Annotated in this window: 21 protein-coding genes and 1 pseudogene; 5 read left to right on the forward strand and 17 right to left on the reverse strand. The window is 64.7% G+C overall.

Going from position 1 to position 22717, the window contains the following annotated elements; all coding sequences use genetic code 11:
* The 3 genes and pseudogenes from FRC96_RS00835 to FRC96_RS00845 form a co-directional block, all read right to left on the reverse strand.
* Positions 1–724, reverse strand: a pseudogene (locus tag FRC96_RS00835) (hypothetical protein); the annotation flags it as partial.
* Between the two features lie 136 nt (positions 725–860).
* Positions 861–2117, reverse strand: a complete 1257-nt coding sequence (locus FRC96_RS00840; RefSeq protein WP_230469703.1) for an Nramp family divalent metal transporter — start codon at positions 2115–2117, stop codon at positions 861–863.
* Positions 2118–2259: 142 nt separating this feature from the next.
* Positions 2260–3048, reverse strand: coding sequence for a sulfite exporter TauE/SafE family protein (locus FRC96_RS00845; RefSeq protein ID WP_146972152.1), 789 nt, complete (start codon positions 3046–3048; stop codon positions 2260–2262).
* 288 nt (positions 3049–3336) lie between these two features.
* Here FRC96_RS00845 and FRC96_RS00850 point away from each other — a divergent pair, with 288 nt between their 5' ends.
* Positions 3337–5451, forward strand: a complete 2115-nt coding sequence (locus FRC96_RS00850) for a M13 family metallopeptidase (RefSeq protein WP_146972153.1) — start codon at positions 3337–3339, stop codon at positions 5449–5451.
* A gap of 154 nt (positions 5452–5605) precedes the next feature.
* Here FRC96_RS00850 and FRC96_RS00855 read toward each other — a convergent pair whose 3' ends face one another.
* From FRC96_RS00855 to FRC96_RS00865, 3 genes are all read right to left on the reverse strand, one after another.
* Positions 5606–5998, reverse strand: coding sequence for a VOC family protein (locus FRC96_RS00855; protein WP_146972154.1), 393 nt, complete (start codon positions 5996–5998; stop codon positions 5606–5608).
* Positions 5999–6083: 85 nt separating this feature from the next.
* Positions 6084–6716 (reverse strand): hypothetical protein, encoded by a 633-nt coding sequence (locus FRC96_RS00860; protein WP_146972155.1) that lies wholly within the window; start codon positions 6714–6716, stop codon positions 6084–6086.
* 102 nt (positions 6717–6818) lie between these two features.
* Positions 6819–7391 carry a hypothetical protein gene (locus FRC96_RS00865; RefSeq protein ID WP_146972156.1) on the reverse strand — a complete coding sequence of 191 codons (573 nt, stop codon included), beginning with the start codon at positions 7389–7391 and terminating at the stop codon, positions 6819–6821.
* A 151-nt stretch (positions 7392–7542) separates the two neighbouring features.
* On the opposite strand from FRC96_RS00865, the gene FRC96_RS00870 reads away from it, so the two are divergent.
* Positions 7543–8235 carry a protein-L-isoaspartate(D-aspartate) O-methyltransferase gene (locus FRC96_RS00870; RefSeq protein WP_230469704.1) on the forward strand — a complete coding sequence of 231 codons (693 nt, stop codon included), beginning with the start codon at positions 7543–7545 and terminating at the stop codon, positions 8233–8235.
* Positions 8236–8253: 18 nt separating this feature from the next.
* On the opposite strand, the gene FRC96_RS00875 is transcribed toward FRC96_RS00870, so the two are convergent.
* The 11 genes from FRC96_RS00875 to FRC96_RS00925 form a co-directional block, all read right to left on the reverse strand.
* Positions 8254–8565, reverse strand: a complete 312-nt coding sequence (locus FRC96_RS00875) for a GNAT family N-acetyltransferase (RefSeq protein WP_230469705.1) — start codon at positions 8563–8565, stop codon at positions 8254–8256.
* 35 nt (positions 8566–8600) lie between these two features.
* Positions 8601–9887 (reverse strand): glutamate-1-semialdehyde 2,1-aminomutase, encoded by a 1287-nt coding sequence (gene hemL, locus FRC96_RS00880; RefSeq protein ID WP_146972158.1) that lies wholly within the window; start codon positions 9885–9887, stop codon positions 8601–8603.
* Between the two features lie 69 nt (positions 9888–9956).
* Positions 9957–10985 (reverse strand): ferrochelatase, encoded by a 1029-nt coding sequence (gene hemH / locus FRC96_RS00885; protein ID WP_146972159.1) that lies wholly within the window; start codon positions 10983–10985, stop codon positions 9957–9959.
* Positions 10986–11009: 24 nt separating this feature from the next.
* Positions 11010–11993, reverse strand: a complete 984-nt coding sequence (hemB, locus tag FRC96_RS00890; RefSeq protein WP_146972160.1) for a porphobilinogen synthase — start codon at positions 11991–11993, stop codon at positions 11010–11012.
* The gene (hemG, locus tag FRC96_RS00895; protein WP_146972161.1) at positions 11990–13396 is read right to left on the reverse strand and encodes a protoporphyrinogen oxidase; all 1407 of its coding nucleotides are present in this window, start codon (positions 13394–13396) and stop codon (positions 11990–11992) included. The genes hemB and hemG overlap by 4 nt, the downstream gene beginning before the upstream one ends.
* Before the next feature lie 23 nt (positions 13397–13419).
* Positions 13420–14448, reverse strand: coding sequence for a uroporphyrinogen decarboxylase (hemE, locus tag FRC96_RS00900; RefSeq protein WP_146972162.1), 1029 nt, complete (start codon positions 14446–14448; stop codon positions 13420–13422).
* Positions 14445–15167 carry a uroporphyrinogen-III synthase gene (locus tag FRC96_RS00905; protein ID WP_146972163.1) on the reverse strand — a complete coding sequence of 241 codons (723 nt, stop codon included), beginning with the start codon at positions 15165–15167 and terminating at the stop codon, positions 14445–14447. The genes hemE and FRC96_RS00905 overlap by 4 nt, the downstream gene beginning before the upstream one ends.
* Positions 15164–16072, reverse strand: coding sequence for a hydroxymethylbilane synthase (gene hemC / locus FRC96_RS00910; RefSeq protein ID WP_230469706.1), 909 nt, complete (start codon positions 16070–16072; stop codon positions 15164–15166). The genes FRC96_RS00905 and hemC overlap by 4 nt, the downstream gene beginning before the upstream one ends.
* Entirely contained in the window at positions 16062–17351 is a 1290-nt protein-coding gene (hemA, locus tag FRC96_RS00915) for a glutamyl-tRNA reductase (protein WP_146972165.1), read from the reverse strand. The genes hemC and hemA overlap by 11 nt, the downstream gene beginning before the upstream one ends.
* Before the next feature lies 1 nt (position 17352).
* Positions 17353–18183 carry a cytochrome c biogenesis protein CcsA gene (gene ccsA / locus FRC96_RS00920; RefSeq protein ID WP_146972166.1) on the reverse strand — a complete coding sequence of 277 codons (831 nt, stop codon included), beginning with the start codon at positions 18181–18183 and terminating at the stop codon, positions 17353–17355.
* A 123-nt stretch (positions 18184–18306) separates the two neighbouring features.
* On the reverse strand, positions 18307–19146 hold the full coding sequence (locus FRC96_RS00925) for a carbon-nitrogen hydrolase family protein (RefSeq protein WP_146972167.1): 840 nt from the start codon (positions 19144–19146) through the stop codon (positions 18307–18309).
* 521 nt (positions 19147–19667) lie between these two features.
* On the opposite strand from FRC96_RS00925, the gene rimP reads away from it, so the two are divergent.
* From rimP to FRC96_RS00940, 3 genes are all read left to right on the forward strand, one after another.
* Positions 19668–20207 (forward strand): ribosome maturation factor RimP, encoded by a 540-nt coding sequence (gene rimP, locus FRC96_RS00930; protein WP_146972168.1) that lies wholly within the window; start codon positions 19668–19670, stop codon positions 20205–20207.
* Positions 20204–21931 (forward strand): transcription termination factor NusA, encoded by a 1728-nt coding sequence (gene nusA / locus FRC96_RS00935; RefSeq protein WP_146972169.1) that lies wholly within the window; start codon positions 20204–20206, stop codon positions 21929–21931. The genes rimP and nusA overlap by 4 nt, the downstream gene beginning before the upstream one ends.
* Positions 21932–21999: 68 nt before the next feature.
* The gene (locus FRC96_RS00940) at positions 22000–22566 is read left to right on the forward strand and encodes a DUF448 domain-containing protein (RefSeq protein WP_230469708.1); all 567 of its coding nucleotides are present in this window, start codon (positions 22000–22002) and stop codon (positions 22564–22566) included.
* The last annotated feature ends 151 nt before the right edge of the window (positions 22567–22717 follow it).

Below are 22717 nucleotides of genomic sequence, written 5' to 3' on the forward strand. Positions count from 1 at the left end.
TGCCGTTCTGCACGCCATCGTCGCAGGTGGGTGCGGCGCAGGTTCCATCGTCGCAGACGCCGCTGGTGCAATCTTCGGGGGGGTTGCACATCAGGCCGTCATCGCAGTCGCCGCAGTCGCCGCCGCCACAGTCGACATCGGTCTCGGTGCCGTTCTGCACGCCATCGTCGCAGGTGGGTGCGGCGCAGGTTCCATCGTCGCAGACGCCGCTGGTGCAATCTTCGGGGAGGTTGCACATCAGGCCGTCATCGCAGTCGCCGCAGTCGCCGCCGCAGTCGACATCGGTCTCATTGCCGTTTTGCACGCCATCGTCGCAGGTGGGCACAGCACAGGAGCCGTCGTCGCAGACGCCGCTGGTGCAGTCTTCGGGGAGGTTGCAGCTCAAGCCGTCTTCGCAGGCGCCGCAGTCGCCGCCGCAGTCGACATCGGTCTCGTTGCCGTTATGCTCATCATCGTCGCAGGTGGGGTCGGGAAGCGCGGGGCTGACACACACGCCTTCGTCACAGACCTCGCTGGCGCAGTCGCTGTTCTCCAGACAGCTTTGTTCCAAATCGCAGGCGCCGCACGTGCCACCGCAGTCGACGTCGGTCTCGGTGCCATTCTGCACACCATCGTCGCAGGCGGGATCGGCCACCGCCGGGAGGACCGAGGCGTCGTCGCCGCAGGCCGCCATGGCCAGGGCAAAACAAAGGAGGATGAGGAAACGAAGAAGGGGGCGGACCATCGTAGTGGGCTCCGATGTGCTGGCGAGTCGCAGCGTCGGCGCGTCTCGCTCGGGGGTCGGGGTAATTGTTACGCTACGTTAAGCACACCCCGACCCCGATGGCCAGCCCCCCTTTGAGGGGGTTATCGCAAGCCGCTCAGCCGAGCATGCCGCCAAAGATGGCGTCGAGCACCCCGCGGCCCGAGCTGATCGCCACGTAGGTCGCAAAGATCACCAGCACCACGTTGATCAGGTTGCTCTTCCAGCCGTTGACATGCTCGCCCATCGTTCTCTTGTCGTTCACCGCCCAGAAGAGGAAGGCCGCGGTCAGGGGAAGCCCGAAGACGCCGTTGAAGGCCGGGAAGAGCGTGATCATCTGCACGATCGTCAGCCCGGTTACCGCCGAGACAATGGGGGAGGACATCCCCAAAAGGATGCCGCCGGCGTAGATGGTCTTAAACGCTTTGGAATCCTGGTCTTTCTCGGGGGCGTCGACCGCTTCCAGGATCATGTAGGGGATGGTCCACATGATCGGCACGATGCTGTTAAACGCAGCGCCGATGACTCCGAGCAAAAAGACGACCATCGCCCACTCGCCAAGAACTTCGGCCAGGGCTTCTCCGGGCGTAATGAAGCTGGTCAGCTCGGTGTAGCCGGCCGGGCGGAGCACAGCCGCCGAGACCACGATGATGCACACGGTGATGATACCGCCGACGATGTATCCAAAGCTCAAGTCGTGGCGCACATCCGAGAGATCGTCTTTGGTCGTCCAGCCCTTCTTTTTGACGAGGATCGACTCCAGAAAGAAGTTCGGCCAGAGCGCCGTCGTACCCAGGATGGCTGCCCCTAAGAGCATTGCGCCCTGGTCGGGGAGTGAGGGCACAAAGCCCTGAGCGACTTCCATGGGGGAGGGGCCGCTGGCGCCGGCGACGACGATGTAGAGCACGAGCAGCACGAACATCATGGCCGTCACGAACTTCTCGACGCGGTCGTACTTGAGCACGCCTGTGAGGATCGCCCCCACCCCGGCAACGAGCGCGACCGGCTGCCAGGCCAGCGCCTCACCGGTCAGAATTTCCACGGACATGCCCACCGCCGCGGTCAGCGCGACGGTCCAGGCGATGCACCCCAGGGAGAGAAAAAGGGCGATGATCAGCGCCGGACCTTTGCCGATCTTTTTGCGGATAAAGCCCATCAGGGTGTCGCCAAAGATGCCCAGGCGCGCGCTCATGTCCTGCGCCATAAAGCCCAGGAGAACCGCGCCGATGACGGCCCAGATCAGGGTGTAGCCGTACTCCACTCCGGCCTGGCTTGCGATGTAGATCGAACCACTACCAAAGTAGCTGGCGACCATCACAAAGCTCAGGCCGTACTTCTCGAAAAAACGCTTCATAAGGGACTGCACTTTCAACATGAGATCTCGTTGTGTGAGGGGTGGAAAGGGGCAAGGGTGCGGGGAACCCTGGCGAGTGAGCTCGCGCAGCGGGAGCGTTGCGGGGTGATCGCTTCAGGGAAGACGCGCCGGAGTGTGGCGCGATGCCAGGCCTTCGGGAGCGCTATGTCGCCCCGGCGCCCGAGAGCATGTAGATGCCCAGGGCAACAAGCACGAACGCCAGGCCGGTTTTGAGGCGAGTGGGGTCGATGCGGCGGGCGATGACCCAGCCGGCGATGGTGCCGATGAAGAGGGGGATGCCCACAAGCACGGCCAGTCCCCAGTCGATGGCGCCGACCATCGCAAAGCCCAGCGCCGCAAAGGCCGCGATGAAGATCGACTGCACCTGGGCAAGCGCTACGGCCAGCAGCATCGGCACGCCCAGCACCACCATCAGGGGCACGGCGAGCACCGGGCCGCCGACGCCGAGCAGGCCGCCGGGAAGCCCCACCGCCAGGCCCAGCCCTGCCATCGCGAGGCGGCCTTTCGGGGAGTCGAGCTCGAAGTCGGCCGGCGCTTCCAGCGCGCGGGCCCGGGAGCGTTCCAGCGCAAAGATGATCACGCCGGTCATCAGCACGAAGGCACCGAGTAAGAGCCCGAAAAGGTCGGCGTCGAGCACCGTGTTGAGCCGCGCCCCCACAAAAGCGCCCACGACGCTGGTGAGGCTTAAGATCAGCGCGGCGTTGCGCGCGGTGCGCGTCGCAAGCTGGCCGGAGCGCAAGTAGGCGTAACTTCCCAGCAGGCCGGTACCGATGAAGGTTACGCTGGCGGTGCCGGCGACGGTGGCCGGATCGATGTCGAGCAGCAAAAAGAGCGCGATGGTGACGAAGATGCCACCGGGGCCGATCGTGGTGATGCACACCCCGCCCACAAGCGCGATGAGAACAAGGATGAAACCAAGCCCGAGAGTCATGGGGGCCTTTACAGAGGGTCAACCAGGCTGTCCGAAGGGACGGCGACGAACGCAGGGCGCAGCGGAAGGTCGGGGGGAAGAGGTGACCTGTGCACCCATAAAGCGCGCAGAGTATACATAATTCCGGGCGTTTTGGGGAGGGCCGATCGAAGATTCTCCCGAAGACACGCGTTGCGCGAGGATTGCCGAGGAGCGTGATGGCGTTTAAGCAGGTTGCGAGTTTTTGAGCCGTAGCGCCGTCTGCCCGGGCAGATGGCATAGCCATGTGACGAGACAAACGAGGCGTATATGAGGTTAAAGAAGAGCAGCTGGTGGTTGGCCGGGTTGGGCCTGGCGGTGGGGGCGGCCTGTGCGACCCAGCCGCAAAGTGCGAGCGAAGAGACCGAGCCACAGCTCGGCGTGGAGGTCGAGGAGGCTGAAGAGGCGGAGGCCACCGGTGAGCCGCGTTTTGGTAACTTCGGCTTTGATACCGAAGGCATGGACACCGAGGTTGTGCCCGGCGATGACTTCTACGCCTACGCCAGCGGCACCTGGCAGGAGACCACCGAGATCCCCTCCGACCGCGCCCGCTACGGCGTCTTCGACATGCTCAGCCTGGAAGCCGAGGAGCAGGTCAACCAGATCATCCTCGCGGCGGCAAAAGAGGGCGGTGAGCCGGGCAGCAACACCCAGCTCATCGGCGATCTTTACGCGAGCTGGATGGACGCCGAGAGCATCGAAGAGGCCGGCCTGAGCCCCTTAACGCCCCATCTCGACGCGATCAACGCGCTGGACTCCCACGAGGCTGCCGCCCGCCTGATGGCCGACCCGGTCTATCCGGTGATGGTCAGCGTGCGCATCATGCCTGACCCCGCCGATCCCACGGTCTACACAGTGAGCTCGGGGCAGAGCGGGCTGGGGATGCCCAACCGCGACTATTACCTGGATGAGTCCGAGCGTTTTGTGCAGTACCGCCAGGCCTACGTCGAGTACATCGCGCGCCTCTTTGAGCTGGCCGAGATCGAGGACGGCGTGGCCAAAGCCGAGGCCATTCTGGAGCTGGAGACGGCGATCGCCCGGGCACACTGGACCCGCGAGCGCTCCCGCCAGATCGAAGAGACCTACAACGTGCTCAGCGTGCCCGAGTATCAGGCGCTGGCCCCCTCCCTCAAGCTCGCCGAAGGCCTGGAGATCCGCGGCCTGACCGACATCGAGAAGGTCATCGTCTCGCAGCCAAGCGCGGTCGAGGGGATTGGCGAGGTCTTTGAGAACGCCTCGCTCGATCTTCTGAAAGATTATCTGACCTTCCACTTCATCTCGGACCGCGCCTCCTGGCTTCCGAGCGGGTTTGATGAGGCCAGCTTCAACTTCTACTCCAAGACACTGCGCGGCACCGAAGAGCAGCGCGAGCGCGACCGCCGTGGCACCGAGCTTGTAGGCTGGACGCTGGGGCATGCGGTCGGCCAGGAGTATGTCGCGCTGCATTTCCCACCGGAGTCTAAGGCCCAGATGGAAGATCTGGTGCAGAACCTCACCGAAGGCTTTGAGGGCCGCCTCAAGACCCTCGACTGGATGGACGACGCCACCCGGGAGCAGGCTCTGGAGAAGCTGTCGACCTTTGAGCCCCGCATCGGCTACCCCGAGAAGTGGGACAGCTACGAGGGGCTGGAGCTTGCGGCCGACGACTACTTTGGCAACCGCATGCGCATCAGTGAGCATCGCTGGAATGAGGAGCTCAAGCGCTTCAAGGAGCCCGTCGACCGCGAGCGCTGGAGCTGGCCGCCGCAGATGGTCAACGCGAGCTACAACCCGCTGATGAACCAGATCACCTTCCCGGCGGGCATTCTGCAGGCGCCGTTCTTTGACCCCCACGCCGACCCGGCGATGAACTACGGCGCGATCGGCGCGGTCATCGGCCATGAGATCGGACACGGCTTCGACGACCAGGGCCGCCGCTTCGACGCTCAGGGGCGCATCCGCGACTGGTGGACCCCCGAGACCAACGCCGCCTTTGAGGAGGCCTCCAGCCGACTTGGCGAGCAGTACTCGCAGTTCTGCCCGATCGACGATCTCTGCATCAACGGCAAGCTCTCGATGGGGGAGAACATCGGAGATCTGGGCGGTATGCAGATGGCGTATGCGGCCTACCGCAACTTCGTCGAGAAGACCTACCCCGAGGGCGAAGCGCCCGTGATCGACGGCTTCACCGGCGACCAACGCTTCTTCTTAGCCTGGGCTCAGGTCTGGCGCTCGCTCTACCGGGACGATGCGCTGCGCGCCCAGCTCGTCAACGGCCCGCACTCCCCGGGCATGTACCGCGTCAACGGCGTGGTGCGTAACCTCGACGCCTGGTACGAAGCCTTCGATGTGACCGAAGACCACGCCCTCTACCTGCCGCCGGAGGAGCGCGTGCGCATCTGGTAATTTTTAATCAGGGGAGCTGGGTCCGAAGTTGGGTGAGGCGTTGATGCCCCCCAACATCAAACGCACTGCCTGAATGAAAAACACCCCCGAGATTCACGTGGATCTCGGGGGTGTTTTCGTTCAGGGAGCTATACAAAAGAACGCTCCAACGAACTCAGGCGTCGGGGCTAAACGGAATGGTCGGCGGCTCCCACAACTCAAAGCGGTTGCCCTCCGGGTCGACCGCCCAGCCAAACTTGCCGAACTCCGAATCTTCGGTCTTCGCGTCGACCTCGACCCCGGCGTCGCGCAGGCTTTGGAGCATGGCGTCGAGGTCGTCGACGCGGAAGTTGATCATGAAGGACTGGCGCTCGTCGCCAAAATACTCGGTGTCTTTCTTGAAGGGCGCAAAGATGCTGTAAGCCTCGGGCTGCGTCTCCTCTTTGTTCTTGAAGATGACGTAGCCATCGAAGTCGGGAAGCCCCAGATGTTCGACGTACCAGGCCTGAAGGGCTTTGGGGTCGGTGGCGCGAAAGAAGATGCCGCCAATGCCGGTGACGCGTGCCATGCGATGCTCCTCGGTGGGAGGAAGGTGTCCGAGCAAACCATCGCATGAGCGCGCAGGGCCGTCTAGCGGTGGGCCCGAGTTGCGTTCAGGCCCGAGCCCCTGCGCGCGGCGCGGCGGCCATCGCGCGAAGGCCGAACCACCCCAGAAGCAAGATGATCAGCAGGCGGTTGGGGCTCGACGGGCTGCCGCTGCTGCTGCAATCCAGCGCGCCCTCGTCGGAGCGCTGGCCCGGCGGAAGCCTGTAGGATTGCTCCAGGCTCAGGTTCACCTCGTGAGCCACATCCCCATCGTCCGCCAGCAGAAACGCCGAGGTTGTGTCTTCGCCGATGAAGGGCTCACCGGCCTCGTCGAGCCCGGCCTCCAGGGGAACCTCCAGCTCTGCGTCGGCGGGGATCTCGGCCAGGAGGCAGCGCTCATCCAGCTCGCCATCGGCTTCCAGCGCGACGCATTCGCCGTCATAGAAGCTCAACGCGTGCTCGCATCGGTTGGTCAGCGTGATGCTGATAGCGCAGTGGTCCTCGCTTTCGGGCAACACCTCGAAGGGGGCGTCGCTCTCCAGGCAATCGAGCGTCTCGGCGATGGTCGCATCGGTCGTGCAACGCAGCGGGCCGAGCTCGGGGCTGGTCGCCGCGGCTTCATCAACAAAGGCGCCCAGGCTCATCGTCAGCGTCATCAGGGCGATCGCGAAGCGATGGAGGAGGTGTTGTCCAGAACACATGGCAGGCCTCTCAAGCATGGGGTGACGCGTATCCAACGCGCCCGTGATTCGGGCTTCGTCGCTGAATAGGTGCAGAGAGCGTGCCAGTGGCGAGGAGGGTTCTCAGGTGCAGGTGTTCCGGTTGAGCAGGGGAGAGCAGAGGTTCGACGCGCACTCGTTATTCGCCTCGCAGGGCTCGCCACTCATCCGCCTGCAATAGGTGTCTTCGCAGGCGCGGCGGATGCCGTCGGCGTTCGAGCAGTCGGCGTTCTCTTCGCAGCGCTGCTGGTCGAGCTCCTCGGAGGCGATTTTGCAGGTGGCCGGGCCCTCGGCCGGCCCGGAGCAAAACGCCCCGGGACCGGCGCATTGGCTGGCGTCGTCGCAGGGCTCGCCGGGCTCGCGCTTTGGCTCACACGTCCCCCGGGTGAAGCAGCCGTCCTCGGTGCTGACGTTGCAGGGCTCGTCATAGGCGCAATAGGTCCCCTCACAGCAGGCCGGCCCCTCATTGGGGTTGCAGGCGCGTGCGGGCTCCAGACACGCCACCGCCGTGCAGCTGCCCCCCTGGCAGGCTTCGCCATCGAAGCAGTCCAGATCGCTCTGGCAGGCGGGCGCCGCGTCGGAGGAGCAGGCGGCCAACAGTGCGCTGAGCAGCAACGCAGCGCCGCAGCGAATGAGAACTTCAGGACGTCGAGACATCGGTCAGCCGGGGTGGAGGAAGACAGCGCCAGGCAAGCCTAATCCAGCCGTCGGCCTCGCTCAAGGTGTGGGCCTTCAGGTTTGGTGCAACTCCGCGGGTGTGCAGCTTTGCGATCAGCAGCGATGAACTTCCTCGTTACGCGGAGCCGTGATGTCAGACGCACAAGAGGATCGCTACGCCCCGGCGCGCCAGAGGATGGTCGAGCAGCAGATCCGCTCCCGGGGCATTGAGCTGGAGCCGGTAGTAAAGGCGATGGGTGAGGTGCCGCGGGAGCGCTTTGTACCCCGGCGCTACCGATCGGAGGCCTACGAGGATACGGCACTGCCGATCGGGGGCGGCCAGACCATCACGCAACCTTATCTGGTGGCCTGGATGACGGTGCTTCTGCGACCCCATCCCCACGACCGCGTGCTGGAGGTGGGCACCGGATCGGGCTACCAGGCCGCCGTACTCGCCAGGCTCGTCGACGAGGTCTTCACCATCGAGCGGGTCGATGAGCTCGCCGAACGTGCGCGCCACACTCTGGCGGATTTAGGTGTTGATAACGTCGCGGTGCGCAGCGGCGATGGCTCACTCGGGTGGGCCGGGGTCGCGCCTTTTGAAGGCATCATCGTGACCGCCGGCGCCCTCACCATCCCCGAGGCGCTTCTGGAGCAGCTCCGTGTCGGCGGCAGGCTGGTGATGCCCCTGGGGGCATCGAGCGCCGCGCAGACCCTGGTGCGCGTGACGCGCACCTCCGAGCGGCGCTACCGACGCGAAGAGTTCGGGCAGGTGCGTTTTGTGCCCCTGATCCGCAAAGAGGACGCCGACTCGGCGTCCTCTCGGGGGGATTTCTGGTTTTAATCGAGCCCTTCTCGGCGCTCAGGGCAGGTAGGCCGCCTCAAGCACATCGTGGTACTCCGGCGTCTTCTGCAGGATCGCGCGCGCCGCGGAGCAGGATGGCGAGATCTTGCAGTCGGTCGTGCGCGCATGCTCGACGGCCTCGGCGACCAGCTTTCGCGCCATCCCCTGTCCCCGCAGCGATTCGTCGACAAAGGTATGGTGCACCTCCATCGCTCCCGACGCAGCGCGTCGGTAGTCGATCGACGCCACCCGCTCTCCATCGCGCTCCAGATAGATGGAGCCACCGGCTTCGGTCTCTTGATGCGAAAAGTTGGGCTCGTGCTCGGTCACGGTGGCTCCTTTTGGCAAGTGGGGATGGGCGTGCTTCAGGCCGCGAAGACCTCGGCCAGCGCGTCTTCGGCCGCCTCAAGGGTCTGATCGATAATCTCGTCACTGTGGTGCGTCGACAAAAACCCGGCCTCGTACTGGCTGGGCGCCAGGTACACGCCGCGCTTGAGCATGGCGTGGAAAAAGGCGTTGAAGCGATCCAGGTCGCAGCCATGCACGTCCTCATGGGTATGCACGGTCTGGTCGCTGAAGAAGACTCCGAACATCGCGCCGACGCGGTGCTGGGTCATCGGGTAGCCATGTTTGTCGATGATTGCCTGCATGCCTTTGCTCAGGCGCAGGCTGGCCGCCTCGAGCTGCTCGTAGACCTCCGGCGTGAGCAGCTGCAGGGTCTTCAGGCCTGCGGTCACCGCGATCGGATTACCCGAGAGGGTGCCCGCCTGGTAGACCGGCCCGTCGGGGGCGACATGACGCATCAGATCCTCGCGGCCGCCGTAGGCGGCCAGCGGGAAGCCCCCGCCCACCACCTTGCCGAAGGTGTAGAGGTCGGGAGTGACGCCAAATCGGCCCGCAGCGCCACCGTAGCCCACGCGGAAGCCCGTCATGACCTCGTCGAATATGAGGACCGTGCCGTGGGCGTCGCAAAGCTCTCGCAGGCCCTCGAGGAACCCGGGATCAGGGGGAATGCAGCCGGTGTTGCCGCAGACCGGCTCCAGAATGATCGCGGCCACATCGGTGGGGAAGGTCTCAAAGATGCTGCGCACCGAGTCCAGATCGTTGAACTGCGCCAGCAGCGTGTCCCTGGCCGTGCCCGCGGTCACGCCGGGGGAGTTGGGCGTGCCCAGGGTGAGCGCGCCGGAGCCCGCCGCGATCAAAAAGGAGTCGGCGTGACCGTGGTAGCAGCCGGCAAACTTGATGAACTTGTCGCGACCGGTGGCCCCGCGCGCCAGGCGAATCGCCGACATGCAGGCCTCCGTCCCGCTGTTGACCAGACGCACCACATCGAGCCCGGGCACGCGCGCGATCATCGTCTCGGCCAGCTCGATCTCCAACTCGGTGGGCGCGCCAAAGGACGAGCCTTTCGCCATCGCCGCCTGACACGCCTCGACCACTTCCGGGTGGGCGTGACCAATGATCGCCGGGCCCCAGGTCAGCACGTAGTCGATGTAGCGGTTGCCATCGGCGTCAAAGAGATACGCTCCCTCGGCGCGCTCAATAAAGGGCGGGGTGCCCCCAACAGACTTAAACGCTCGCACTGGCGAGTTGACCCCGCCGGGGATGGATTTGGTGGCGCGCTGAAGGAGCTGCTGGCTTTTTTCGAGCATAGCGGAGGCTTCCTGAGTTGGTGAGAAGTTAAGGTCTGATGCGATCTTCGGGGAGCAACGCGTCGACACTCAGGCGGCGAGTTTGCCGTCGAGGTAGTCGGTCACAAAACGCTCAAGGAGGTCGATCCACAGGGTGGAGTCGTTGAGGCAGGGCACAAGGACGTAATCTTTGCCGCCGGCTTTGAGGAACTCTTCTTTGCCCTCCATGCCCAGCTCCTCGATCGTCTCCAGGCAGTCGGCCACAAAGGCTGGCGAGAACACCGCGATGGATTTGACGCCCTTTGAGGGGAGCTCTTCGAGCACGAAGTCGGTGTAGGGTTTGAGCCAGGGGTCCCGCCCCAGGCGCGACTGGAACGACACCGACCACTGCTCGCGCTCCAGGCCCGCCTTCGCGGCCAACATCTTCGCGGTGGTGAAGCACTGGTGGCGGTAGCAGAAGCTGTGCGCCGGGTGGCGCATCTCGCAGCAGTTTTCCATGCGCAGGCAGTAGCAGCCGGAGGGGTCGGTGGCTTTGACGTGGCGCTCCGGGATGCCGTGGAAGCTAAAAAGCACGTGGTCGGGCTTCCTGGCCAGGGCGCCTTCGGCGCGTTCCAGAACAGCGTCGATGTACTGCGGGTCGTTGTAAAAAGGGGGCTGCACCACAAGACGCATGTTGGGCGCGATGGCGTCCATCGTGTCCTGCACTTTGGCCACGGCCGTCTCATAGCTCGACATGGCGTAATGCGGGTAGAGCGGCACCAGAAAGAGCTCGGTGACGCCCCGGGCCATCAGCGCGCGGATGCCCGACTCGGTCGAGGGGTTGCCGTAGCGCATGCCCACCTCCACCGGAAGATCGATGCGCTCGCGCAGAAGATCGCGCACCCGGTAGGTGGTGGCGATAAGCGGAGAACCCTGCTCGGTCCACACCTCTTTGTAAGCCTCGGCCGACTTGGGCGCGCGGGTCGGAGCGATGATTAAGTTCACCAGCGCCGAGCGCTGAATCGGGTTGATGTCGAGCACCCGCGGATCGCTCAGAAACTCGCGCAGGTAGCGGCGCACATCGCCGGTATCGGTGGAGTCGGGAGAGCCCAGATTAACGAGCAGGACACCTTTACTCATAACTACATGCCTGAAGAAGAGAGGTCAGCTAAGTTCGCCGGCCAGGTCGCGGGCGAAGTAGGTGATGATGATGTCGGCGCCGGCGCGCTTCATCGCGAGAAGTTTTTCGGTGGCGAGCGCGCGCTCATCCACCCAACCCTTCGCCGCGGCAGCCTTCACCATCGAGTACTCGCCGCTGACGTTATACGCCGCCACCGGCAGGTCGAAGTTGGCGCGGATACTGGCCACGATGTCGAGGTAGGCAAGGGCGGGCTTGACCATCAGGATGTCGGCGCCCTGCTCCACATCGAGGGCGGCCTCAATGAGGGCCTCGCGGGCGTTGGCCGGGTCCATCTGGTAGGCGCGCCGGTCGCCGGACTGGGGCGCCGAGTCGACCGCGTCGCGAAAAGGTCCGTAGAAGGCCGAGGCGTATTTGACGGCGTAGCTCATGATGGGAAGATCGCTAAACCCGTCCTCGTCGAGCGCCTGGCGCATCGCGCCGATCATGCCATCGATCATGCCCGAGGGCGCGACCATGTCGGCGCCGGCGCGGGCGTGCGAGAGCACCTGACGTTGCAGGTTGCTCAAGGTCGGATCGTTGAGCAGGCGCCCGTCGTCGGCCAGCACGCCGCAGTGGCCGTGGTCGGTGTATTCGCAAAAACAGACGTCGGTGATGACGTAGAGGTGCGGGTGGCTCTTTTTGATGTGGCGCACCGCGCGCTGGATGATGCCACCTTCGGTATCGAAGGCGTCGGAGCCCACGGCGTCCTTGTGCTCGGGGATGCCAAAGAGGATCACGCGCGGGACGCCGGCCTGGCTGATGGCGTCGAGCTCGCGGTCGAGCTCGTCGAGCGAGTGCTGGAAGATGCCGGGCATCGAGGGGATCTCGCGGCGGATGTTGCTGCCGTGCGACACAAAGATCGGCATGATCAGATCATCGCGGCGAAGATGCGTCTCGCGCACAAGATCGCGAATATGCGAGCTCGCGCGCAGGCGGCGCGGTCGGCGAGTCAGGTCAAAAGAGCTCATGATGAAGCCGGGGAAGTGGCGAGTTGAAGGAAGTCGGTGACGCGCGCGGCGTGGTCGTGGCGCGCGTTAAGTAGCGCGGGAAGCGCGACGGTGTCGCGGGTGTTGCCCGCAAAGAAGACGCCGGGCATCGCCTCTTCCAGCGAGGCATAGGCGTCGAGGATCAGCTGATGGCCCACCTCAAACTGGGGGATGGCGCGCTCCCAGCGCGAGACGTGCACAAAGTCGGGCTCGGCGCGCAGCCCGAGGATGCGGTTGAGGTCGAACTTTACAAGCTCCACCACAGCGTCATCATCGAGGAGCGCGAGCTCGGGCTGGCGCGCCCCGCCCACGAAGGTGGTGAGGTTGACGCGGCCCTCGGGCGCGCGCTCCGGGAACATTGAGGAGATAAAGAGGGTGCCCAGGGTGTGCATCTCTTCGACCCGGGGGGCGAGCACCCCAAAGCCGTCGAGGGGGTGGGCAACGTCCTCGCGCTTAAAGCCGGTGGAGACCAGCGTGCAGGGCGCGAAGGTGATGTTTTTCACACGCTCAAGCGCGCGCTCCGGAGGTGTCACACCCTTGAAACGAAGATCGGCCAGCGCGTAGGAGGGCAGGGTCGAGACGACCGCATCCACGCTGACGCCGGCGGTGGATTTGCCGCGGCGGTAGAGCACTCGCCAGCTGCCTTCATCGCGACGAAGCCCGGTCACCGGGGCGCCGAGCTTAAGGTCACCGTTGAGTCTGGCCGCGAGCGCGTCGGTCAGGGTCTGAAGGCCACCTGTGAATGAGAGGAGGCGTTTCTTTGCCGGCGGTGTCTCGGAGTCGGAGGGTTGAAGTTTGCGTTTGATGGCGCCGAGCACCAGGGAGCCGGCCTCATCCTCAAGCTCTTTAAGCATCCCGAAGGTGTGGCGTGCCGACATCTGGCGCGGGTCGCCGGCGTAGGTGCCTCCCACGAAAGGATCGAGCAGGTAGTCGAGCACCTCCTGGCCCAGGCGGCGCTCGACGAAGTTCGCCAGGCTCTCATCGACGCCTTCGCGATCGAAGCCGGGAATCAGCGGCTCAGCCAGGAGGCGAAGTTTGGCCGAGGTGGAGAGAAGTTCGCTCTTCAAAAAAGCCGCCGGCGATTGCGGCAACACCAGCGGTCGACCGTAGCGCACCACATAGCGGCGCGAGGCGCTCTCGCGCGCGTCGACGATCGCGTCATCCAGCCCCAGCTCCGAGAGCAACGAGGCCAGGGCGGCGGTGCGCTGAAAGAGGGTGTGCGGGCCGTGCTCGACCAGGTAGCCGTCGATGCGCGAGGAGCGCAGTGGCCCACCCACACGCGCGTTGGCCTCAAAGAGGGTCACGCGCATCCCGGCCTGCTCCAGGGCGTACGCGATCGAGAGCCCGGAGATGCCCGCTCCTAAGACGGCGATATGAGGTGTCATGGTGGCTCCGCTCAAAGGCCGGGTTACTGACCGTAGGAGGTCACCGTCTCGACCAGCGCCTCCATGCACGCGATCTTGGCCTGGGGGGTGATGCCGTGACCCAGGTTAAAGATGTGCCCGTCGACGCCCCGCATATCATCGAGGATGCGCGTGGCTTCTTTGCGCACGATCTCCGGGGTGGTGTTGAGGATGATCGGGTCGAGGTTGCCCTGCACCGCCACGTTAGCCGGCAGCGCGCGACGCACATCGCTCAGACGCGCGGTCCAGTCCACGCCCAGCACGTCGGCGCCGGTGGCCACCAGCGGGTCGAGCAGATGATGCATCCCCTTGGAGAAGACCACCGTGGGCACACGCCCGCCAATCGCCTCGACCACCCGGCCCATCCACTTCGTGGAAGCCTGCTCAAAGGCGTGTGGCGAGAGCACGCCGCCCCAGCTGTCGAAAATCTGCAGGGCGTCGACGCCGGCGTCGATCTGCATCTCGAAGTAGCGCACCAGCCCGGCGGTGATCTTCTCCATGAGCGCCTCAAAGAGCGCGGGCTCGGAGTAGAACATCTGCTTGGCGCGGGCGTAGGTTTTGGAGGAGCCGCCCTCAATCATATACGTCGCAAGCGTCCAGGGGCTTCCGCCAAAGCCAATCAGCGCGCGCTCATCGCCGAGCTCCTCGCGAATCAGTTTGATGGCCGCGGGCACATAGGCCAGCTTCTCCTCAATCGCGTCGATGGAGAGCTTGTCGATGTCGGCCTTCGACTTGAGCGCAAACTCCATCTCGATGCCGCCCACATCGCGGAAATGGTAGGGCTGGCCGAGCGCCTCGGGGATCACCAGGATGTCGCTAAAGAGGATCGCCGCGTCCATATCGTAGCGGCGCAGGGGCTGGGTGGTGACCTCCAGCGCAAGCTCCGGGGTCTGCACCAGCTCGTGGAAGGAGTACTTCTCTTTGAGCTTAAGGTACTCGGGCAGGTGGCGGCCGGCCTGACGCATCACCCAGATGGGCGGGCGGTCCACAGGCTGGCTCTTGCAGGCGGCGAGGAAGCGTTGGCGGCGGTTCATGAAGGGTCCTGAAGTATGGCCTCGACCAGAAGGTCGCGGTCGGGGCTCGGGGCAATAAGGTCGACGGGTAAGCCGAGGTCGCGAAGTCGCTCCGCGGTGCGCTCGCCAATGGCCGCAAGTCGCGGCCGTGTCTCCATGGCGGGCAGGGCGTCAAGCGCCTGGTGCAGGGCCTCGGCGCCGCGGGAGCTGGTCACGGTGATCCAGTGGGGGCGATGCTCAAGCAGGGCCGCGCGAAGCGCGGCGATGTCGGGCACGCTCTCATAGACCGGCACAGGGTGGAAGGCAACGCCGCGACGCTCGGCCAGCGCGCTCAAGTCGCGCTCTTTATCGAGCAGTCCGAAGGCGAGGATGTCGCGCGCTTCGACCTTCTCGAGGAGGTCTTTAAGGCTCTCAAAATGATGCTCGGCGGGCACCGACACCGCCACGCCCAGCGCGTTGGCCAGGAGCTCAGCGGTGAGCGGTCCCACGGCCACCAGGTGGTGGTCGCGGGCGCTCTGGCGGGTCAACACCTCGCTGGCGAGCACAGCCTCGGCGGCGCGCGCGCTGTAGAAGATCACAAGGTGCGGAGCGCCCAGGCGCGCGCGCAGGACGTCGGCGTCAAGCTCGAGCCAGGCCACCAGCAGCGCCGGGCAGTGCAAAAGCTCGGCGCCCTCAACCGGGGCGGCGGGTCGGGTGCCGGTGTCCAGGATGCGCAACGCGGTCTCCGGGGTGGGGGTCATGCGCGAAGGATGCTGCGGGCGCCGCGCTCCAGGAAGTCGTCGACCAGCGCGTTTGCGAGCTGGTCGGGCTCCTCGCCAGTGCGACTCTCATGCAGGCACTGTTGACCATCGGTCGAGGAGACCCAGGCATGAAAGACCCACTGCCCGGGCGCCTCGGCCGGCTCACAGTAAGCCCCCAGCGCCACCGAACAACCCCCTTCGAGCCGGCGCATGAAGATGCGCTCGGCGGTGACCGCGCGCATCGTCGCCTCGTCGAGGATCGGGGCGATCAGCGCGTCGATGTCGTCGCGGCCGATGCGCGACTCCAGGCCGATCGCTCCCTGGCCTACCGCCGGGACATACTGGTCGGCGGGCAGCGCCGAGGTGACTCGGTCGCCCATCTCCAGGCGCTCCAGCGCGGCATGCGCCATGATGATGCCGTCAAAGCCCTCACGCTCCAGCTTCTCGAGGCGGGTGCCGATGTTGCCGCGCAGATCGGCAAAGGTCAGGTTAGGCCGGCGGTGCAAGAGCTGCGCTTTGCGGCGCTGGCTGCCGGTGGCAATGGTCGCCCCGTCGGGCACCTCATCAAAAGACGCGTAGCGCGTGGAGATGAACGCATCCAGCGGGCTCGCTCGCCGCGGACTTCCGGCGAACTTCATGCCCTCGGGCAGGGTCGAGGGGAGATCCTTGAGCGAGTGCACCGCCAGGTCGATGGCGTCGGAGGCCAGCGCCGCCTCCAGCTCCTGGGTGAAGAGCCCTTTGGCTCCAATGGCCGGAAGCGGCACGTCGGTGCGCAGATCGCCCAGGGTGTCCATCGTGACGATCTCGACGGTGAGGCCCGGGTGCGCCGCCCGCAAGAGGTCGGCCACGTGATGGGTCTGCCACAGCGCCAGCGCTGACTTTCGCGAGCCGAGCTTAAGGTTCATCGGGGTTCTCATCGTTGTTCTGTAAGTTGTAGAGCGAGAGCACCAGGTTGAGATCTTCGGAGCGCAGCGTGTTGTTGGCCACCGAGGTGCGCAGGTACGAGATGGGGTTGTGCAGAAGTTTTTTGACCAACCCGCGGCTGAACTCTTCGAGCATCACCCGCTCCTGCTCGGAGATGCGCTTGTTGTGGCGGTCAATCTCCTGGGTGCAGACGTCTTCAAAGTAGCGGGCCAGAGACGCGATGGTGGGGGTCACAGCCATCGACTGCTGCCAGGCGCGCCACTGATCGAGCATCTGTTCGATGATGGCTTCCGCCGCCGGGATCTCATCTTTGCGGGTGGCCAGGTTGGCGGCCACTACGTGCTCCAGGTCGTCGATGTTGTAGAGGAACACGCTGTCGAAGCGCGCCACCTCCGGGTCGACGTTTCGCGGGTTGCTGATGTCGATCAGGAAAAGTGGACGGCGCTTGCGCGCCTTCATCACCGACTTGAGCGCGGCGTGCGTGAGCAGATAATCCGGTGAGCCGGTGGCAAAGACGGCGACCTCGGCGCTCACGATGGCGTCTTCGAGCTCTTCGAGCGGGCGGTAGGTGCCTTTGAACTGGTCGGCCAGCAGGCGCCCGCGCTCCTCGGAGCGGTTGAGCACTACGAATCGGGTGCCGCCGCTCTTCTCAAAGTGCATCGCGGCGGCCTCCGCCGTCTCACCGGCGCCCACGAGCACGATCTCACGCTGGTTGAAGTCACCAAAAATCTTGCTGGCCAGATCCACCGCCGCCGAGCTGATCGAGACGGCCCCCTCGCAGAGCGCCGTCTCGGTGCGGACCTGCTTGCCGACGCGAATAGCGAACTGAAAGAGGCGGTCGAGTACCGGCGATTTGGCGGGGTTGGCCAGCACCTGGTCATGCACATCTTTGACCTGAGCGAGGATCTGGTTTTCCCCCAGGGCCAGCGACTCCAGCGAAGCCGCCACGCGGAAGGCGTGGCGCGCGGCCGCATCGTCGAAGGCGATCATCGGCGCGGGCAGCGCGGCCAGCTCCATACCCCGCAGCCGGGCGACCTCCGGGGCCAGCTCCTCCCAGAGGGTGCGCGGCGTGGGGCCGTAGAGGTAGATCTCGGTGCGGTTGCACGTCGAGAGCACCGCGGCCTCACTGAGCCATCGCTGACGGCAGAGCGGTACCAGCGCTGCAATGTCTGCAGCGCTCATCGCCAGGGCGTCGCGTTCAGCCAGCGTCGCGTTGCGATGGCTAAACGAGATGAGGGTGAGCCGGTTGGGTGAGGTCATGCTATTGGAAGGTGTGGAAGGAGCTAAAGAAGGTGTTGACGAGCACCATTGACGCGATCAGCGCCAGGTAGCCCCCGAGCGAGAGGTAGCCCATGCGCAGCCCGCTGAGCTTGCGCAGCTTCGCCCAGATAAAGGCCACCGCGTAGGCGGCCCAGGCCACGTAAGTAATGACGATCTTGGGGTCGAGCAAGCTAAAGTCGTCCAGAACGTAGATCGCGACAAAATGCCCCGAAAAAAGCCCCAGCCCCAGGAGCACGATGCCGGCGAGTGTGGCCAGCCGACTCATGTTCTCAAGGGTATTTAAGGGGGGGAGCCTCCGAAAGAGCGCGCCCAGCTCACGGCTCTTAAGCTGCCTGGCGAGCAGCACGTACATCAGCGCGTAGATGGCGCTGATCGCCAGCGAGACAAAGCCCGAGAGGATGAAGATCACATGCACCCCGTAGATCGGGTGCTCGTGCAAGAGGGGGTGGGCCGTGTTGGGATCGATGATCAGCGACGACCAGGTCTGCGCCACGGCAGCCAGCCCCACGAAGAACGCGCCGGTGTTGGGCTCACCATGACGCCGTTCGGTCAGCGCATAAATCAGCCCGATGGCCAGCGCCAGCAGCGAGAGAAACTCACCTTTTGAGGAGACCGGAAAGTGGTTCAGCTCCACACCGCGCAGCGCCAGATAGAGCGCGTGTGTGCCCAGCGTCCCGTAGAGCAGGGGGGAGCCCCAGAAGCGCTGATCCCCGCGATCCTTACGGGCCACAAAGCGGCGAACGTAGAGCGCGAAGATGGCCAGGTAAGCCAGCGGGAGCGCAATCTCAATGAGTTGAAAGACCTGCAACATGCGGGGCCTCTACGGCTGACAACAAAAGGGGCGGAGTGACGTCGGCAAGCCCGCCGCTGAGGCATGGCTGGCCGAGTTGGTCTTGGCCTCCGCGGGCACTGATAGTCCGCCGGGGGCGGCGGGTCAAACCTCGTGTGCGTCCGGGCCCCGAAGCCCCAGACGTTGATGTGTGAGCACCGGCATGCTCTGGCGAATCTCGCGTTGACGCTCCAGGCTCAGATCCGCAACCACCACGCCGTTGCCTTCCTCAAGGCACCCCAGGCACTCGCCCCAGGGGTCGTAGATGACGGAGTTTCCATACGAAGAGCGCCTGCCGTAATGGTGACCCCACTGGTTGGGCGCGAGCACAAAACACTGATTCTCAATGGCGCGAGCCCGAAGCAGGGTGTGCCAGTGGGCACGGCCTGTCGGCAACGTGAACGCCGAGGGCACCGTCAACATTTCCGCGCCCTTGAGCGCGAGCTCCCGGTAGATCTCGGGGAAGCGCAGGTCGTAGCAGATCGTCAGCCCGACGCGCGCCTGCTCCTGACCCAGGGACACGTCGGCATAGACAAGCTCACGTCCCCCCATCACGCTCTTCGACTCCATCAGAGTGAGATCGCCGTCGACCTTCGCGTCAAAGAGGTGAATCTTGCGGTAGACCGCTCCGATATCGCCCTCGGGAGTGAGGTGAACCTGCGTATTAAAGGTGCGGGTGGGGTCGGGAGAGGTCTCTGCGAAGCTGCCCACGGTCAAAAAGACGCCGAGCTCGCGGGCCATCTTGCGGTAGGTCTGAATTTGAGGGCCGTCGAGGGGCTCGGCGACGGGCAGTTTGTCGCGGTCCGGGCCCAGGAAAGGCGCGCACTCCGGAAAGATCACCCAGCCTGCGCCTTGCTCCGCGGCGTCTTCGGCGAGCTGGTGGCAGGTTTTCAGGTTGTCTTCGATGTCGCGGGTTGAGGCGATCTGGGCGAGTGCGACGCGCATGGCGACTCCGGTGCGGAGGGGAGGGTGAACTCGGGGCGAACGTCTTTAACGTCATCAGGCCTCACCTCTAAGGCGCAAACCATCAGCCTGAGCGTTGAAACATCGTGAGCCTCCAGGCTGCTGTCAATGTCCCTGCGCACCGGCGGTTGCGTTGCCCTTTGAGCGGCCGCTGGCGTGGGCTCCGGGGCGCCTGTCGAAGACTGCACCTTGACAGATTCTCAGGCCTTGTTTACTACATCGGCCCGCGGCAGGCAGATTCGTTGGAAGAAGCGTGCCGGGTTGTCAGTTCATCGGGATAGAGCTGGCAGGGAGAGGTCTGAGAATGTGTTCAGTTTTTGCAGGTCTCTTCTCGGGCGACGTCAGGTAAAGGTGAGATCATCTGGCGTCTCGCTACATTTCGCGGCGCTGAGCGAAAGTGGGCCCTCCAAGCCCGCTTTTTTTATTTTTCAGGCCCGGGGGTAGCGCATCCCAGGATGCAGCGACACGCAACGCATGTTGAACACAGGTAAGGCCGAGGACACGTGGGTAAGAAACGACGAAAAGAGCGACGCGCCAAAGCGCCAGCGCTGCCCCTGAGCAACGAGATCGCCCAGGCGATCGAGGGCTGGGCGCATGAGGCTGCCGAGGTGCATGAGCTGGAACTCTACGATGTGGTCACCAGCAGCGCCGGTGGCTGGTCGGTGCAGATTTTTGTGGATCGCCCCGACGCCGAGCCCGGCACGGGCGTGGCCGTTGAGGACTGCGCCCGCGTCAGCCGTTATGTCGAGGCGTTGCTCGACGCCGATGAGCGGGTCCCGGAGCGTTACGTGCTGGAGGTCTCCAGCCCGGGCGTGGAGCGCAAACTCACCAAACCTGCGCATTACGAAAAAGCGGTCGATCGCGAGGTTGAACTTGTGGTTCGCGAGCAGATCGATGGACAGAACAAGGTAGTCGGGCGGCTGACGTCTTTTGAGGACGACACGCTGACCCTCGAGATGGACGGCGCCACGGTGAACATCCCGTTGAGCGGGGTGAGCCGGGCGAAGTTGACGTTCGACTTTTCAGGAGCGAAGCAGCGATGAATCTCAACAGTGTCATCGAAGAGGTCGGAAGGACCAAAGGGATCGATCGTTCGATCCTTGTGGAGACCCTTGAGGCGGCCATCTTGACCGCGGCGCGCCGGACCTACGGCGCCCAGCGCGAGATCGAGGCCGAATACAACGAAGAGAGCGGGGAGGTGCAACTCTTCCAGATCATCACCGTCAGTGATGATGTGGAGAACCCCTACCGCGAGGTCTCCGTGGAGGAGGTGCGCGAGGCGGGCTTTGAAGCCGAGCCTGGCGATGAGCTCCTCTTCCAGATCTTCTACCGCGAAGACGACAAAGAGAAGGCCAAGGCGCAGGACAAGCGCTACGGCAAGTTGCTCAAGCTCGACTCGTACAACTCCACCTTCGGCCGCATCGCCGCGCAGACTGCCAAGCAAGTCATCATTCAGCGCGTGCGCGAGGCCGAGCGCGACATCATCTACGATGAGTACAAAGACACCGTCGGTGACATGGTCATCGGTCGGGTGCGCCGCTTTGAGAAGGGCAACATCATCGTGGACCTGGGTCGCACCGACGCGATCCTGCCGCGCCGCGAGCAGACCCCGCGTGAGAGCTACCGCCCGGGCGACCGTCTGCAGGCGATGATCAAAGAGGTTCAGAAGTCCAGCCGCGATCCGCAGGTTGTCTTAACGCGCGCCGATCCCATGCTTCTGCTCAAGCTGTTTGAACAGGAGGTTCCGGAGATTCACGAGGGCGCGGTGCGTATTGTGGCCGTGGCGCGTGAGCCGGGCGTGCGCACCAAGGTGGCCGTCTACAGCCGTGACAGCGATGTCGATCCGGTCGGCGCCTGCGTCGGGATGCGCGGCTCGCGCGTCCAGGCGGTGGTTCAGGAGCTGCGCGGTGAGAAGATCGACATTGTGCCTTACGTCGAAGACACCGCCCGCTTTGTGTGCAACGCCATCAGCCCCGCTGAGGTCGCCAAGGTCCTGATCGACGAGTCGAACATGACCATGGAGCTTATCGTCCCCGACGATCAGCTCAGCCTGGCGATCGGTCGCGGTGGTCAGAACGTGCGTCTGGCCGCTCAGCTCACCGGCTGGAACCTCGACATCATCAGCGAGACTCGACTCAAGAACATGATGGCCGAGTCGCGCGCCCAGCTGCTGGAGTTTGAGGGGATCACCGAGGATATGGTCGATACGCTCTTCACGCTTGGATACAACAAGCTCGAGCATATGGCACACGCCGCCGCTCCCGAGCTTGCACAGATTCCGGGACTCAACGCCGAGTCGGCCGAGCGCATCATTGCGGCCGCCGCCGAGATCCTCGCGCGTCCCGCCCCCGGCTCGCCGGAGGCGATGACCGAGGCGGACTACGAGCGTAAGGCGCTGGAAGATATCCGCGGTGTGGGCACCAAGGTGGCCGCCTCGCTTCACGACTCGGGCTACATCAGCGTGGAGCATATCGCGTTCGCCGAAGACGCCAGCAAACTGGCCGAGGCCGCGGGTCTGGGCAAGAACGTCAAGAAGGCCAAACAGATCCTCAGCGCCGCCGAAGATCACCTCAAGCGTGAGCTGGAGCTCGACGATGAAGCCTTCGAGGCGCGTCGGGCCGAGTTTAAGGCTGCGCAGGCCGAAGGCGCCGCGTCGGGTGACGAGGCCGAGGCCGCCGAGGCACAGGACGAACAACCGGCCACCGCCGGCGAGGACACTGCGGAGCCGGCGGAAGCCACCAAGAGTGATGATGAGGAGGACGCCTGAACGTCGGTAAGCACACAGCACCAGGTGAACAAAACCCCGAGCCTTCCCACACCCCGCAGCGTACCTGCGTGGGGTGTCGGGAGGTTGGGGAGCCCGCGGGTTGGGAGCGTTTCGTCTATGTCGAGGGTCACGGGTTGATCCACGACGTGCGACGCAAGGCACCCGGCCGCGGGGTGTGGGTTCACGCCGATCCGCACTGTCTGCAGAAGGCGCTTGAGCGCGGCGGGTTTCAACGCTCGCTCAAGCGTCGCGTGGAGCTGCCGCAGCTCTCCGAGCTGCTCGCGCAGCTTCGAGAGGGTGCCCGCCGTCGCCTCAATGAGGCGCTGCAGATCGCGCTGCGGGCTCGCGCCACCACCCCGGGGCAGACCTTCGTCAAGGAGGCGATGCGCAACGACACGATCGTCGTGCTCATCCTCGCCAGCGACGCCGGTGAGAGCACCCGCACCAAGTTCACCACCAACGCGCAGCGCAAGGGCATAGACGTGATCGAACTCTGGACCGGCGACGAGCTGGGCCAGATGGCGAAGGGCCAGGCCTACGTCTCCGTGATTGGCGTTGAAGCCGGCCCCCACGCCGAGCGAATCGTGAAGCATTGGAAGAGTTTGGAGGCGCTCAGTGCGACTTCGAAAACATAGTGATTGAACACGTCGCGGATCCTCGCCAGCCGGTGAGGGTGCCTGCGTTTTGAAGGGCCTTCTCTTTGTGGTAGTAAGCGCTCGAGAAGGCGATAGATGGTCAAGAAAGCCGACGATCGCGACGAGAAAGAAGACTGTCCGCGCGGAGCGT

The organism is Lujinxingia vulgaris (assembly GCF_007997005.1).
Lineage (GTDB): Bacteria > Myxococcota_A > Bradymonadia > Bradymonadales > Bradymonadaceae > Lujinxingia.

Bases quoted from the DNA above. Each gene is read 5' to 3' on its own strand.
- FRC96_RS00925 (WP_146972167.1), bottom strand. From the start codon at position 19,146: ATGCGCGTCGCACTCGCCCAGATCGCCTCAACCCGCGACATCGAAGAC.
- hemB (WP_146972160.1), bottom strand. From the start codon at position 11,993: ATGAGCTCTTTTGACCTGACTCGCCGACCGCGCCGCCTGCGCGCGAGC.
- FRC96_RS00845 (WP_146972152.1), bottom strand. From the start codon at position 3,048: ATGACTCTCGGGCTTGGTTTCATCCTTGTTCTCATCGCGCTTGTGGGC.
- hemE (WP_146972162.1), bottom strand. From the start codon at position 14,448: ATGAACCGCCGCCAACGCTTCCTCGCCGCCTGCAAGAGCCAGCCTGTG.
- FRC96_RS00860 (WP_146972155.1), bottom strand. From the start codon at position 6,716: ATGTGTTCTGGACAACACCTCCTCCATCGCTTCGCGATCGCCCTGATG.
- hemG (WP_146972161.1), bottom strand. From the start codon at position 13,396: ATGACACCTCATATCGCCGTCTTAGGAGCGGGCATCTCCGGGCTCTCG.
- FRC96_RS00840 (WP_230469703.1), bottom strand. From the start codon at position 2,117: ATGTTGAAAGTGCAGTCCCTTATGAAGCGTTTTTTCGAGAAGTACGGC.
- ccsA (WP_146972166.1), bottom strand. From the start codon at position 18,183: ATGTTGCAGGTCTTTCAACTCATTGAGATTGCGCTCCCGCTGGCTTAC.
- hemH (WP_146972159.1), bottom strand. From the start codon at position 10,985: ATGAGTAAAGGTGTCCTGCTCGTTAATCTGGGCTCTCCCGACTCCACC.
- FRC96_RS00855 (WP_146972154.1), bottom strand. From the start codon at position 5,998: ATGGCACGCGTCACCGGCATTGGCGGCATCTTCTTTCGCGCCACCGAC.
- hemA (WP_146972165.1), bottom strand. From the start codon at position 17,351: ATGACCTCACCCAACCGGCTCACCCTCATCTCGTTTAGCCATCGCAAC.
- hemC (WP_230469706.1), bottom strand. From the start codon at position 16,072: ATGAACCTTAAGCTCGGCTCGCGAAAGTCAGCGCTGGCGCTGTGGCAG.
- hemL (WP_146972158.1), bottom strand. From the start codon at position 9,887: ATGCTCGAAAAAAGCCAGCAGCTCCTTCAGCGCGCCACCAAATCCATC.
- nusA (WP_146972169.1), top strand. From the start codon at position 20,204: ATGAATCTCAACAGTGTCATCGAAGAGGTCGGAAGGACCAAAGGGATC.
- FRC96_RS00870 (WP_230469704.1), top strand. From the start codon at position 7,543: ATGTCAGACGCACAAGAGGATCGCTACGCCCCGGCGCGCCAGAGGATG.
- FRC96_RS00850 (WP_146972153.1), top strand. From the start codon at position 3,337: ATGAGGTTAAAGAAGAGCAGCTGGTGGTTGGCCGGGTTGGGCCTGGCG.
- FRC96_RS00865 (WP_146972156.1), bottom strand. From the start codon at position 7,391: ATGTCTCGACGTCCTGAAGTTCTCATTCGCTGCGGCGCTGCGTTGCTG.
- FRC96_RS00905 (WP_146972163.1), bottom strand. From the start codon at position 15,167: ATGACCCCCACCCCGGAGACCGCGTTGCGCATCCTGGACACCGGCACC.